The sequence below is a fragment of the Kitasatospora sp. MAP5-34 genome, assembly GCF_029894335.1.
In the GTDB taxonomy this organism is placed as follows: Bacteria; Actinomycetota; Actinomycetes; order Streptomycetales; family Streptomycetaceae; genus Kitasatospora.
Window position 1 is genome coordinate 278,757 of sequence record NZ_JARXZC010000004.1, and the last position, 13,225, is coordinate 291,981.

12 protein-coding genes are annotated in these 13,225 nt (G+C 70.5%); 6 read left to right on the top strand and 6 right to left on the bottom strand.

Going from position 1 to position 13,225, the window contains the following annotated elements; genetic code table 11:
- The first annotated feature begins 88 nt into the window (after positions 1–88).
- From P3T29_RS06510 to P3T29_RS06525, 4 genes are all read left to right on the top strand, one after another.
- Entirely contained in the window at positions 89–418 is a 330-nt protein-coding gene (locus P3T29_RS06510; protein ID WP_280715376.1) for a DUF3817 domain-containing protein, read from the top strand.
- A gap of 130 nt (positions 419–548) precedes the next feature.
- Positions 549–1,064, top strand: coding sequence for a MarR family transcriptional regulator (locus tag P3T29_RS06515; protein ID WP_280715316.1), 516 nt, complete (start codon positions 549–551; stop codon positions 1,062–1,064).
- Between the two features lie 44 nt (positions 1,065–1,108).
- A complete protein-coding gene (locus tag P3T29_RS06520; protein WP_280715317.1) occupies positions 1,109–1,441 on the top strand; it encodes a DUF3817 domain-containing protein in 333 nt (110 codons plus the stop codon).
- A 206-nt stretch (positions 1,442–1,647) separates the two neighbouring features.
- Positions 1,648–3,333, top strand: coding sequence for a methylmalonyl-CoA mutase family protein (locus P3T29_RS06525; RefSeq protein ID WP_280715318.1), 1,686 nt, complete (start codon positions 1,648–1,650; stop codon positions 3,331–3,333).
- Between the two features lie 72 nt (positions 3,334–3,405).
- Here P3T29_RS06525 and P3T29_RS06530 read toward each other — a convergent pair whose 3' ends face one another.
- Positions 3,406–4,761 (bottom strand): HAMP domain-containing sensor histidine kinase, encoded by a 1,356-nt coding sequence (locus tag P3T29_RS06530; protein WP_280715319.1) that lies wholly within the window; start codon positions 4,759–4,761, stop codon positions 3,406–3,408.
- Complete coding sequence (locus tag P3T29_RS06535) at positions 4,758–5,453, bottom strand: response regulator transcription factor (RefSeq protein WP_280715320.1); 696 nt, start codon at positions 5,451–5,453, stop codon at positions 4,758–4,760. The genes P3T29_RS06530 and P3T29_RS06535 overlap by 4 nt, the downstream gene beginning before the upstream one ends.
- 65 nt (positions 5,454–5,518) lie before the next feature.
- Between P3T29_RS06535 and P3T29_RS06540 the strand changes: the two genes are divergently transcribed.
- Positions 5,519–6,703 (top strand): UDP-N-acetylglucosamine--N-acetylmuramyl-(pentapeptide) pyrophosphoryl-undecaprenol N-acetylglucosamine transferase, encoded by a 1,185-nt coding sequence (locus P3T29_RS06540; protein ID WP_280715321.1) that lies wholly within the window; start codon positions 5,519–5,521, stop codon positions 6,701–6,703.
- A complete protein-coding gene (locus tag P3T29_RS06545) occupies positions 6,700–7,686 on the top strand; it encodes an SDR family NAD(P)-dependent oxidoreductase (RefSeq protein ID WP_280715322.1) in 987 nt (328 codons plus the stop codon). The genes P3T29_RS06540 and P3T29_RS06545 overlap by 4 nt, the downstream gene beginning before the upstream one ends.
- Before the next feature lie 26 nt (positions 7,687–7,712).
- On the opposite strand, the gene P3T29_RS06550 is transcribed toward P3T29_RS06545, so the two are convergent.
- The 4 genes from P3T29_RS06550 to P3T29_RS06565 form a co-directional block, all read right to left on the bottom strand.
- Positions 7,713–8,075, bottom strand: coding sequence for a hypothetical protein (locus P3T29_RS06550; protein WP_280715323.1), 363 nt, complete (start codon positions 8,073–8,075; stop codon positions 7,713–7,715).
- Positions 8,076–8,284: 209 nt separating this feature from the next.
- The gene (locus P3T29_RS06555) at positions 8,285–8,647 is read right to left on the bottom strand and encodes a hypothetical protein (protein WP_280715324.1); all 363 of its coding nucleotides are present in this window, start codon (positions 8,645–8,647) and stop codon (positions 8,285–8,287) included.
- Complete coding sequence (locus tag P3T29_RS06560; RefSeq protein WP_280715325.1) at positions 8,644–8,997, bottom strand: hypothetical protein; 354 nt, start codon at positions 8,995–8,997, stop codon at positions 8,644–8,646. Before P3T29_RS06560 ends, P3T29_RS06555 begins: the two co-directional genes overlap by 4 nt.
- Before the next feature lie 49 nt (positions 8,998–9,046).
- Positions 9,047–13,129, bottom strand: coding sequence for a hypothetical protein (locus tag P3T29_RS06565; RefSeq protein ID WP_280715326.1), 4,083 nt, complete (start codon positions 13,127–13,129; stop codon positions 9,047–9,049).
- Between the last annotated feature and the right edge of the window lie 96 nt (positions 13,130–13,225).

Here is a 13,225-nt window from a genome sequence, read left to right on the forward strand (position 1 = left end):
CCCCGGCCGGAGGGCGTACGTCAGGTCGGTGATAATGGACGAACGCTTGTGCGCCGGTTCACAAGCCTGCCGACCCGTCTATGAGGTAATCCCTGTGAAGAGCAGCGCCGTCCACCGCCTGCGCCTTGTGTCCGCACCCGAGGGCCTGTCGTTCCTCCTGCTGATCACGTGCTCGGTCCTCAAGCGCACGACCAGCTTCGACGCTGTTTATCCGATGGGCTGGATCCACGGCGTCCTGTTCATCCTGTACGTGGTCTTCCTCTACGTCGCCTGGCAGGAGCGCCGCTGGGACAACAAGCGCGCGGCGCTGCTGTTCCTCCTCGCGTGCCTGCCGACCGGCGGGTTCTTCGCCGAGCGGATGCTCGCCAAGGAGGAGCGCGGCGAGTACCCGGCGAAGGCCGAGCCGGCCGCCGCCTGATCCGGACGCGCAGAGCGCGGATGCCGGGCCTCCCCTTCGGAGCGCCCGGCATCCGCGCGTAGCGGGTGGCAGGCGTCCACCATCGTGGACGCCTGCTTCCCGCTCGCGGGCCCGCCGGTACGGTGGGGGCGTGTCCAAGCCCCTCGCTCTCGACTTCGACCCGATCGCCCGCGCCGACGAACTCTGGACCCGCCGGTGGGGCGGCGTCCCCGCCATGTCGGCGATCACCTCGGTGATGCGAGCCCACCAGATCCTGCTGTCCCGGGTGGACGCGGTGGTCAAGCCGTACGGGTTGACCTTCGCCCGCTACGAGGCGCTGGTGCTGCTCACCTTCAGCCGGAGCGGGGAGCTGCCGCTCTCGAAGATCGGCGAGCGGCTGATGGTCCACCCGACCAGCGTCACCAACACCGTCGACCGCCTGGAGCGGGCCGGCCTGGTCTCCCGGCGGCCCAACCCGCTGGACGGCCGGGGCGTGCTCGCCAGCATCACCGCACGCGGGCGCGAGGTGGTCGAGCAGGCGACCCGGGAGCTGATGGCGATGGACTTCGGCCTGGAGGGCTACACCGAGGCGCAGTGCCACGAGGTCTTCGAGCTGCTCCGCCCGCTGCGGGTGGACGCCGGGGACTTCACGCCCCCGCAGGTGTAGGGGCGCGGCAAAAGCACCCGAAGCGGACGGTTACCCTCGATGGCATGAAGCAGAGTGTGCTGACCCGCTACCGGGCCATGGCGTATGTCACGGGTGTCCTCCTGATCCTGCTGACCCTGGGCGTGATCGCCAAGTACGTGCTGGGTATCTCGGGTGCGGCCGGCTTCACCACCGCCGTCGGCATCGCGCACGGCTGGCTGTACGTGATCTACCTGGTCTTCGCCTTCGACCTCGGTACCAAGGCGAAGTGGCCGATGGGCAAGCTGGCCTGGGTGCTGCTGGCCGGGACGGTCCCGACCGCCGTCTTCTTCGTCGAGCGCAAGGTCACCCGCGAGGTCTCCGGGCTGGTTGTCGCCCCTGAGCCCGTCAACGCCTGAGCACAGAGTCTTCCGGCGCCCTCTCCCGTTCGCGGGGAGGGCGCTTTTCTGTGCCCTTTCGGCACGGTGCCCTTTCCGCAGGGTGCTCTTTCCACTACCCAGCTGCCATCGACAGATACTAGGACGTCCGAGTAAATTGGTAGGACGTCCTACTAGCTGTGCCGTCCCGATGTCGTGGCGGCCGTACGGAGTGGAGTACGGAGTCGATGGACGCCGACGAGATCGAGGCCGGCCGGCAGCGCTGGCAGCAGCGGTACGACAAGGCCCGCAAGCGTGACGCGGACTTCAGCACCCTGAGCGGCGACGAGGTCGACCCGGTCTACGGCCCGCCGCCCGGGCAGCCGGTCGAGGGCTTCGAGCGGATCGGCTGGCCGGGCGAGTACCCGTACACCCGTGGCCTGCACGCCACCGGCTACCGGGGCCGGACCTGGACCATCCGCCAGTTCGCCGGCTTCGGCAACGCCGAGCAGACCAACGAGCGGTACCGGATGATCCTGGACTCCGGCGGCGGCGGCCTCTCGGTCGCCTTCGACATGCCGACGCTGATGGGCTACGACTCCGACGACCCCAAGTCGCTCGGTGAGGTCGGTCACTGCGGCGTCGCCATCGACTCGGCCGCCGACATGGAGGTGCTGTTCAACGACATCCCGCTCGGCGGTGTCACCACCTCGATGACGATCAGCGGCCCGGCCGTCCCGATCTTCTGCATGTACATCGTCGCGGCGGAGCGCCAGGGCGTCGATCCGGCGGTGCTCAACGGCACGCTGCAGACCGACATCTTCAAGGAGTACATCGCGCAGAAGGAGTGGCTCTTCGCACCCGAGCCGCACCTGCGCCTGATCGGCGACCTGATGGCGTACTGCGCCGAGGGCATCCCGGCGTACAAGCCGCTCTCGGTCTCCGGCTACCACATCCGTGAGGCCGGCGCGACGGCCGCGCAGGAGCTGGCGTACACCCTGGCGGACGGCTTCGCCTACGTCGAGCTGGGCCTCTCGCGCGGTCTGGACGTGGACGTCTTCGCACCCGGTCTCTCGTTCTTCTTCGACGCGCACCTGGACTTCTTCGAGGAGATCGCCAAGTTCCGCGCCGCCCGCCGGATCTGGGCCCGCTGGATGAAGGAGCGCTACGGCGCGAAGACCGACAAGGCGCAGTGGCTGCGCTTCCACACCCAGACGGCCGGCGTCTCGCTGACCGCGCAGCAGCCGTACAACAACGTCGTGCGTACTGCGGTGGAGGCCCTGTCGGCCGTCCTCGGCGGCACCAACTCGCTGCACACCAACGCCCTGGACGAGACGCTCGCGCTCCCGTCCGAGCAGGCCGCCGAGATCGCACTGCGTACGCAGCAGGTGCTGATGGAGGAGACCGGCGTCGCGAACGTCGCCGACCCGCTGGGCGGTTCCTGGTACGTCGAGGCGCTGACCGACCGGATCGAGGCGCAGGCCGAGGCGATCTTCCAGCGCATTCTCGACAAGGGCCGCGAGGACCACCCGATCGGGCCGATGACGGCGGGCATCCTGCGCGGTATCGAGGAGGGCTACTTCACCGGCGAGATCGCCGAGGCGGCCTTCCAGTACCAGCAGTCGCTGGAGAAGGGCGACAAGCGGGTCGTCGGCGTCAACTGCCACCCCCGCAGTGTCACCCCCGAGTTGGAGATCCTCCGGGTCAGCCACGAGGTCGAGCGCGAGCAGGTCCGCGTGCTGGCCGCCCGCAAGGCCGCCCGCGACGAGAATGCCGTCCGGGCCGGTCTGGACGCGATGCTGGCTGCCGCCCGCTCCGGGGAGAACATGATCCCGCCGATGCTGGACGCCATCCGCGCGGAGGTCACCCTCGGCGAGATCTGCAACACGCTGCGGGCGGAGTGGGGCATCTACCGGGAGATTCCGTCTTTCTGAGGTTCCCTCCGGGGGTGCAGGGGTTCACGCCTTGGTTCCAAGGCGTGAACCCCTGTGGTTTGTTCTGAGAGGTCAGGTGAAGCGGAGGCGGAACAGCGCCCCGCCGCCGGGGGCCGCCTCCGCCGTGAGTTCGGCATGGTGGGCGCGGGCGATCTGGCGGGCCATGGCGAGGCCGAGGCCCGAGCCCGGTAGGGCCCGGGCGGCGGAGGCCCGGTAGAAGCGGTCGAAGACGTACGGGAGGTCCTCGGGGGCGATGCCGGGGCCGTGGTCGCGGACGGTCAGTTCGGGGCCGTCGTGCAGGGTGATCTCGACCGGGCCGCCGGGCGGGCTGAACTTCGCCGCGTTGTCCAGCAGGTTGGCGAACAGCCGGGAGAGCCGGGCCGGTACGCCCCGGACGGTCGGGTCGCCCGTCATGACGCTGAGGAACTCGATCTCCGGCCAGTGGCCCCGGGCGGTGTCCACCGAGTGCTCCAGCAGCCCGCCCAGCCGGACCGACTCGACCAGCGCCTGCGGTTCCTCGTCCCGGGCCAGTTCGATCAGGTCGTTGACCAGTCCCGTCACCTCGCGCAGCTGGCGCTGCAACCCGGCGGTCGCCCTGGATCGCTGACTGTCCGTCAGGCGATCGGACTTGGCCAGCAGTTCGGCATTGGTGCGAAGTGCCGTGAGTGGTGTGCGCAGTTCGTGCGAGGCGTCCGCGACCAGGCGGCGCTGGGCCGTGACGGACTCTTCCAGGGCGCCGAGCATGGTGTTGAACGTCCTTGCCAGCCGCGTCACTTCGTCCTCGCCGCGCCCGGCCGGCAGGTCGATCCGTACGCCGGCGTCCCGGGTCGCCGCGATCCGTTCGGCGGTCGCCGTCAGTCGGGCGACGGGGGCCAGTCCGGTGCGGGCCACCGCGTAGCCGAGCCCGCCCGCGAGCAGGATGCCCGCGCCCGCCACCACCGCCATCAGCTCCCCGGCCTGGGTGATCCCCTTCTGGACGGCGTCCGAGCGCAGGGCGACCTGCACTGCCTGGCCCGTCCCGAACGGCGTGGTGAGCATCCGGGCCGGGTGTCCGCTGACGGTGATGCCGTCGAAGTACGCCCCGCGCTGCCCGGCGGCGACCTGGCGGGTCGCCGGGGTGACCGGCAGGAGGTACGGCCTCGGCGGGTCGGCGGCCGGGCTGGCGGGCACGATCTGGGTGCACGCGGGCGCCGCCAGGTACCCGCACTCGCCGTAGACCACCTGCGGGCCCTGACCCCGGTACTGCTGCTGGACGAGGGTCGCGTGCTGGGTCAGCGTCAGGTCGAGCTGATGCACCAACTCGTAGCGGATGATGGTGAATCCGGCCGCGCACACGCCCAGCGTGACCAGTGCCGCCGCCGCCGAGGTGACCAGTGCCAGCCGGGTGCGCAGCGGGCGCCGGGAGCGCCAGCGGGCGTGCGCCCTCACTCCTCGTCCAGTCGGTAGCCGACCCCGTGCACGGTGTGCACCAGCCGTGGCGCGCCGCCGGCTTCGAGCTTGCGGCGGAGGTAGCCGACGTACACCGCAAGGGAGTTGGAGTCGGGCCCGAAGTCGGATCCCCAGACCCGCTCCATGATCAACTCGCGTGGCAGTACCTGGCCCGGGTTCTGCAGGAGCAGCTCAAGCAGGGCGAACTCGGTGCGGGAGAACTCCAGTGCCCGCCCGGCCCGGTTGCCCGTCCGGCTGACCGGGTCGACCGTCAAGTCGGCGAAGCTGTAGGCGTGTTCGGGCTCGGCGGGGGCCGCTCGGCGCAGCAGTGCACGCAGTCGGGCGGTCAACTCGTCCAGCGCGAACGGCTTCACCAGGTAGTCGTCGGCGCCCGCGTCCAGTCCGTCCACCCGGTCGCTGACCGAGTCGCGGGCGGTCAGCACCAGGATCGGCACCCGGTCGCCGAGCGCCCGCACCCGGCGGCAGACCGCCAGACCGTCCAGTACGGGCATCATCACGTCCAGGACGACGGCGTCGGGCTGCCAGGCCGACAACTCCGACAGCCCGGCCAGCCCGTCGGGCGCACCGCGCACGGCGTACCCCTCGACGGCGAGGCCGTCCTCGACGGCGGCCCGTACCTCCGGGTCGTCGTCCACCACCAGGACCTTCAGTGCTCTTGCCGGGCTGCTCATGGGGACAACCCTCTCAAACCGGGCTATTAGAACTCTCTTACCTCCGCTCGACAGGCTCCGGTGTCATGACAGAACACAGCGATTCCGGACCGTCCAGGCTGTCCGTGGTGATCGGGGCGGGTGGTACGGGCGGGCACATCTACCCGGGCCTCGCGCTGGCCGAGGCGCTGCGCCGGGCCGACCCGGCGGCGGTGATCTCCTTCGTCGGGACCGAACGCGGCCTGGAGACCCGGCTGATCCCGCAGGCCGGTTACCGCCTGCACACCGTCGACATGATCCCGTTCGACGCCTCGCTCGGGCTGCGCCGGTACCTGCTGCCCGCCGATCTGCTGCGCTCGGGCGCCCAGTGCCGGGAGATTCTGCGCGAGCAGGGCGCGCAGGTCGCGGTCGGGATGGGCGGTTATCCGAGCGCGCCGGTGATCGTCGGGGCGCGGCTGGCCGGGCTGCCCAGTGTGGTGCACGAGTCCAATGCCGTGCCGGGGCGGGCCAACCGCTTCGCCGCCCGGCTCACCCCGCACCTGGCGCTCGCCTTCGACCGGACCAGGGAGCACCTCCCGGCGGGAGCGGGTGCGTCGGCCGAGACGGTCGGGATGCCGATGGTCGGCGCGGTCGCCGGGCTTGACCGGGCGGCGCTCCGGCCCGCCGCGCGGATCCGGCTCGGCGTCGCGCCCGGCGAGCGGCTGGTGCTCTTCAACGGCGGCAGCCTGGGCGCGGCCCGGCTGACCGAGGCGGCGGTGGGACTCGCCGAGCGCTGGCGGGGGCGCCGGGACGTCCGGCTGCTGATCAAGACCGGGCCGGCCGCCCTGGACGAGGTCCGGGCCCGGCTGGCGGGCTCGCCGATCGCCTCGGCCGTCCCGTACCTGGACCGGATGGACCTCGCGTACGCCGCCGCCGACCTGGTGGTCTGCCGGGCCGGTTCGGCGACGGTCGCCGAGCTGGCGAGCGTCGGCCTGCCGTCCGTCCTGGTGCCGTACCCGCACGCCCCGCACGACCACCAGACGCACAACGCGCGCGTTCTCTCGGACGCCGGTGCCGGGCTGCTGCTGCCCGACGGCGAGTGCACGGCCGACCGGCTCGCGAGCCTCGTCGAACCGCTGCTGGCCGACCCGCTGCGGCTGGCCACGATGGGCCGCGCGGCCGACCCGGGCACCCACGCGCGGGCGGCGGACCTGCTGGCGGCCAAGGTGCTGAGCGTCATCGGGCGGACCGCCCGACCCGTTGTCGAAATCGAATCAAGGAGGGTCGCATGAGCGACTGGAACGGCAAGCGAGTACTGGTCACCGGCGCCGAGGGCTTCATCGGCAGCACACTGGTGGACCTGCTGGTCGAGCGCGGTGCGGACGTCCGAGCGCTGGTGCACTACAAGCCGTACGCCGAACGCGGTTACCTGGCCCGCTACTTGGCGGGCGGAGAGGTCGAGATGCTGGCCGGCGACGTCCGCGATGCGGGCCGGGTGCTGGACGCCGTGCAGGGCTGCGACACCGTCTTCCACCTCGCGGCACTGATCGGCATCCCGTACAGCTACCAGTCGCCCGAGGCGTACGTGCAGACCAACGTGAGCGGCACCCAGAACGTCGCGGCGGCCTGCCTGCGGCACGGGGCCTCGCTGGTGCACACCTCCACCAGTGAGGTGTACGGGACGGCGATCACCGCACCGATCAGCGAGCAGCACCCGTTGCAGCCGCAGTCGCCGTACTCCGCGTCGAAGATCGGCGCGGACATGATGGCCCTCTCGTACTGGCACTCCTTCGAGCTGCCCGTCTCGGTCGTCCGCCCGTTCAACACCTTCGGGCCGAGGCAGTCCGCCCGCGCGGTGATCCCCACCATCCTGGCCCAACTCCACTCGGGTGCACGGGAGATCAGGCTCGGCTCGCTCACCCCGACCCGCGACTTCAGCTACGTCACCGACACCGCCGAGGGCTTCCTCGCGGCGGCCCGCTCGGAGCGCGCGTACGGCGAGGTGCTCAACCTGGGCACCGGCAGCGAGATCTCCATCGGCGACCTCGCCCAGGCCCTGATCACCGCCTCGGGTGCCGACGCCCGCGTGGTCGTCGACCCCTCCCGCCTCCGCCCGAACGGCAGCGAGGTCGAACGCCTGCTCGCCGACAACACCAAGGCCCGTGACCTGACCGGCTGGCAGCCCCGGATCCCACTGGACGAGGGCCTGCGCCGCACCTCCGCCTGGATCGCCGCCAACCTCCAGGCTTTTGCGCCGGACCGGTACCAGGTGTGAGGCCTGAGGCTTCGTACTGGTTGGTGCTACACGTCGTCGCTCTGCTGTTGGGCCTTCCAGTCCGCCATCTCCTGGCGTAGTTCGGCCTGGCGCTGCCGGGAGTGTTCCCGATCTGCGGCCCGCTCCTCGGGAGTGCGTTGTCTGGGTGCGGGGCGGGTGCGGGTCAGCAGGTCATAGACGTGCTGACATGCTGCTTCCTCGGACTCGAAGTAGCGGTCGACGTTGAGGCGACCGCGTTCCACTCCGCCCACGAACCAGCGGCCGTCCTCCGCCTGATCGAGCACCCCGCCCTCATCGAACCAGCCGGGCAGCCTGTGGCCCCGGATACAGAACGACTGGTCGTTCACCCCGGCCTGCTGAAGGGCAGCCAGCAACTGCTGGTGATCCATCAGTGGAGGTCCTTGCAGCACCTGGGGCCGATCACTCCTGGACGGTATTAGTGGTTTGGACCTGGGAGCTGAGCCAGGTCGCCGCCTAGACATAGCCCGTGATGCTATCTCAGGAGGTAGTCGAACGCCCCCGACCTGCCGGGCAACCGGTCTGGTCGGGGGCGTCGCAGTCGTGAGGGCCGCAGTAGGGCACGACCCTGCTTTCGGGTTCAACGACCTCGGGTGAGGACCCTGCGGGAGATCAGAGCGATGGTCTTCACGTCGCCGACTGCGGGAACCGCTCTGTCCCAACCATCGGATACGGGGTAGACGCCGTTGAGCGTGGTCCGCACGGCTTCCTGCGCTGCCGGAGCAGCTTGATGCGCCAGCACCTCCAGCACCTGCCGGTAAAGGGGCGCGGGCAGCTCAGGCAGATACAGGTGCACGGCGTCGGCGGACTCCCGCACGCTGTGGTCGCTCATTCCGGGCACGCGATCCCGAAGGAAATCCACGAGCCAGTCGAACATCGGAGCCTGCCCGTAGTACATAATCCAGCCGTAGTCGTCGGAGACGGAGACGCTGTAGTACTTCACTGCGCCTCCCCGCCGTTCAGCTCCCGCAGGACCTCGGCAGCCATCATCGAGAGAATCTCCAGACTGCTGATGAGGCGGCGGATTTCGGCCCGTTCCTGTGGCGACGGAAAGCGCCACGTGGCGTACGCTTCTGGCGCCCCCTCGGCCAGCACCCGCAGGACCCGGTGGCGGTGAGGCTCAGGCAGGTCGCTGACGAAGAAGTTGTCGACGGCCGCATAGCCCTCGGCTTCAACGAAGTCCCACAGTTCCCGATCCGGAATCCGGCTCTCCAAGTACTCGAGGACCCACTGGTACAACCCTGTGCTCGTGGTCCAGATGTACTCGTCGGAGACACTGATCTCCTTGCTCATTGCCCTCCCGCCACCATGCTCGTAGCCCCGCTGTTGTACCGCCGCCTGGTCAACTGTGCTCTCCGACCAGTACCACCTTCGAGAGCAGGTTGTTGTCCGTGAGATAGGTCCTGAGCGTGGCGATGTTGTCGGCGCCGATGTTCGTTACATCGAACACTGTCACATCGCACTTCGCGACATGCTTGGTGATCGTCGCCATGAGGCCGCTCTTCCCCGTCTTGGCCCACATCTGTTTGAAGAGGTCAGCGGTGAGATTCCGACCCATGGCGTCATAAGTCTTCCCCGCCGCGTCGACCCAATCCGGTGATGGCGGAGTCGACTGGCCAGGAACCGGCGCCGGGGGCTCGTACCTGATCAAGTCGGTCCCGGCTTGCTTCTCGAACAGGATTGCTGTCTGTGCCTCGTCGGCGAGGAACTTCACCTTGGTGGAGTCCCAGCCGAGCCGGTACACGTGCACCAGCCGGGCGAGTTGCTCGGCTGTCGTACCGCTCGCTGTGATCCCGGTGACCATCTGCAGCCGCGCGATCACCGTCGCGCCGACGCCCGCCTTGCCCGTGACGTTGAGGGCGTCAACTGCCTTGTCCAGTCCAACACCCGTGCGGATGGCCTCCTCCACGGCCAGCAGCAGCTTGGATGCCTCGAGGATCTTGGACGTTGGGACGAACCAGGTGGCGGCCCAGGCGCAGCCGCTGACGCTGCCCTTGGAGCAGTCGACGAAGTCCTTGGCAATGCCTGCCCACAAGCTCTTGAGGAGGGCCTTGTCGACTGTCGAGACGATGTCCCAGTTGCTGAAATGGTGGGTGACCTTCGCGGTCTGCTCGGGTGTGGTCTGGCTGCCGAGCCAGATGATGTCGGCGGCCGGGCAGGTCGCGGCGGTGACGTCGGCAGGGGCGGTCTGGTCGTCGCAGAGGTAGAAGTCGACCGTCAGGCTGAAACGGAGCGTGAAGGTGACGTCGCAGCCGCTGTTGCCGAGCCCGAGGACGCACTCGTTGTCGGGTGTCGGATCACCCAGTGGGGTGACCTTCTGCTGGGTGAACATGTGCGGGACACCAGTCGCCCCGCCGTTGCTCAGCGTGGTCTGGGCCTGCTGGTTTTCGGCCTGCTGCGCGGCCTGCTGTGCCTGTTCGGCGCTCTTTCGGGCGTTTGCTGCCGCCTGTTCGGCTGCGGTGGCGTCTTTGTCGGCCTGGGTTGCGGCGGTCCGGGCCTGGTCGGCTGCGGCGGTTGCCGAGGCGGCTGCCTGACGGGCGCTCGCGGCGTCCGTCTCGGCGGCGGTGGCGGAGTTACGGGCTGCCTCCGCGTCGCCTGCCGCTGCTGCGGCGGCAGTGGCGGCCGCAGCAGCGGCTTGCTGGGCCTGGGCGTTGAGCTGGGCAGTGTCCGCGTCGGCCTTGGCGGCGGCTGCCGCGTCGGTCGCTGCTGCCGCTGCTGAGGTGTGCGCGTCGGCGGCTGACTGCAGTGCGTTCGCGGCTTCGCTCGCCGCCTGGGCGGCGGACTGGGCCGCTGCCTTGGCGTCCTTGTCGGCCTTGGCCGCAGCGGCTGCCGCGTCCTTGGCGGCCTGGGTCGCCTGGGCTGCCTTGGCCTTGGCCAGCGCGTCCTGCTGCTGGGCGAAGGTCTTGGCGTCCTGTCCGACCAGGACGGCCAGGCCGGCGGAGGAGTCGGTCTCGCGGAACGGGGTGCCCAGGGCGATCGCGTCGTTGGCGGGCCTGGTCACGGCTGCGGCTGAGTCACCGGCCGCGCTCGCGGCGAGTGCGGCGGCGTACGCCTGACCGGCCGTCACAGCGCTGTCCGCCTGTGCCTGGTCGGCCTCGGTACGGGCCGCCGTGGCGTCGGCCTTCGCCGCGTCCGCCTCGGCCTTGGCCTTGGCTGCCATTGCCTGGGCGATGTTGGCGTTGCCGTTTGCCTGGTCGGTCGCGTTGATGGCGTCGGCAGCGGCCGAATGCGCCGTCGCTGCCTGGGCCTTGGTGGTGGCGGCGTCAGCGGCGGCCGCGCTCGCGGCGGCCTGGGAGCGGTCTGCGGCGCCGGTGGCCTCGGTCGCGGCCTGCCGGGCGGCCACCGCTGCCGTGGTGGCGTCGCCTGCCGCAGCGCGAGCCGCCGTAGCGGCCGTACCGGCGTCATCCGCCTCGGCACGTGCCTGCGTTGCCGCTGCCCGTGCGTCGGCTGCGGCCTGGGTACCGTCCGCAGCCGCTGCGGCGGCCTCGCTGGCGGCGGCCTTGGCGGCCAGCGCGTCGCGCCGCGTTTCGGCGTCCAACGCCGTGTTACGGGCGGTGGCGGCCTTGGCCTCGGCGGCGTCGGCGTCGGAGCGCTTGGTCGCAGCGGTACCTGCGTCGGCCTGGGCCTTGTCGCGGGCGGCCTGGACGGCGTCGTCCTGGGACTTCGCGGTGGCCTCGGCCGTGCCGGCCTTGGCCCGCTCGGTATCGGCGGTGGTCCGGAAGTGGGCGGCGTTGCCCCGTTCCTGCTCTGCGACCGCCTGCTGCTGGGCGGCCCGGCCGGCCGCGTCGCGGGCGTTCTGTTCCGCCTTCTCGGCGGTCGCCCGGTCGGTGTGCGCCCGGGCCGCCTGCTGCGCAGCCTGGGCGGCCTGCGTCTTGGCGGCGACCGCCGCCGTGTGGGCCTGGTCGGCGGCCTCCTGGGCGGCGGCACGCTGGAACTCGGCCTGCTGCCCGTGCGCCTGGGTCTGTGCCAGTGCGATCAGTGCGGCACTGTCCGCGCTGATCGCCTTGGTGGCGTTGTAGGCCGTCTCGGTGGCCTTGGCCGCAGCCTGCGCGGCGGCGGCAGACGCCTTGGCGACCTGCGCCGACTGCTGGGCGTAGGCGAGACCCCGGCCGTACGGGGTGCCGTTGGCGGCGGCGATGCCGCCCGCCTTGGCCTGGGCGGCCGTCACCTTCGCCGTCTGGGTCTGCGCGTCGGCAGCGGCCTTGTTGGCGATGTCGAGCTGGGCCTTCGCCCGGTTCTGGTCGTCCGCGATCGCTCGCTTGACCTGGTCGAAAGTGGCCGGCTTGGGGTAGGAGAGGTCGTCCTTCTTCTTGTAACTCAGCCAGTATGCCTGCCACTTGGTGAGCTGACCGGCGGTCCAGGACCGTCCGACCGCCTCGACCATCGCCTCCGAGGCCGTGGCCAGGTCGGCGGACGCGACGGACTCGGCGGCGAGGATGTCGGCTCGGGGCCCGGCCTGCGCGTCGAGCTCGGCCTTCCACTCCGCAGCCGCCGTCACCGATTCCGCCCCCAGCACGTGGTGGGGGTCGAGCGGGTTGGTGCTGGTGCAGCCCGCGAAGCGGACCTTCAGTGCCTCGGCGTCCATCCGGAAGTCCACCGAGCCGGGCGCCGGAGCGGCGGTGGGGAACCCGCCGTACTGCAGGAACATGCGGTAGTCGTCCGCCCACAGCGGGCTCGTGGGGTCCTTCGGGTGGAGGACGTTCTCCCAGGTCTGGCGGTCCCCGGCGTTCGCGGGGACATCCTGGCCGTAACGGGCGTTGTAGACCTTCACTGCTGCGTCCACCGAGGCCTGCGAGGCGCGCGGGGACAGCTCGGTGTTGGTGAACGACAAGTCGTCCAGGAAGATCCGGTTGCCGTAGAACCCGCCGATCTCCTTGCCGAAGTCGGGCGAGTGCTGGAAATCCCAGTCGGACTTCGCGGGCGGCCCGGTGAGGCCGGCGAGCTGGCTGTTCCAGGCATCGTGCCGCTTGTTCAGCTCGTCGGTCTTGGCCAGTGCCGCAGCACGGTCCTGCGAGTTGGGGTAGATGAACGAGGTCGAAGCGGTGATCTTCTGGGTGTCGCTGCCGGACAGGCCCGCCTGAGCCGCCGCTTTCACGGCCGGGCCGCCCTCCTGGAAGGCGTAGCCGAGGCGGCAGACGGCCTCCCGGACCTTGGCCGCCTGCGCCAGGTAGTCCGGGGCCGACGGTGCGGCCACGACGCGGGCTATGTCCGCGTCGGTCAGCGCGCCCTGCCAGGTCCCGGAATCACTGAGTGTGCCGTCCGAGCCCGGCACGTAGTTGTGTGCCGTGGCGCCGGAAGCATCGCTCAGGGGGTAGTAAGCCAGCTCCGTAGCCGACGCCGCATCAGCTGCGACCCGGGAAGCGGCGTGGGCGGTAGCCGGCGCCACCGACACGACCAGCGATGCCGCCGTCGTAAGGGCGGTCACCCCCAACACCCGTGTCAGAGCGTGACGCGCTGCACTCGCGCGCCTGGGGACTTTTTTCTGCATACTTTCGCCGTTCTCCTCGGTAGACAGCTGTGT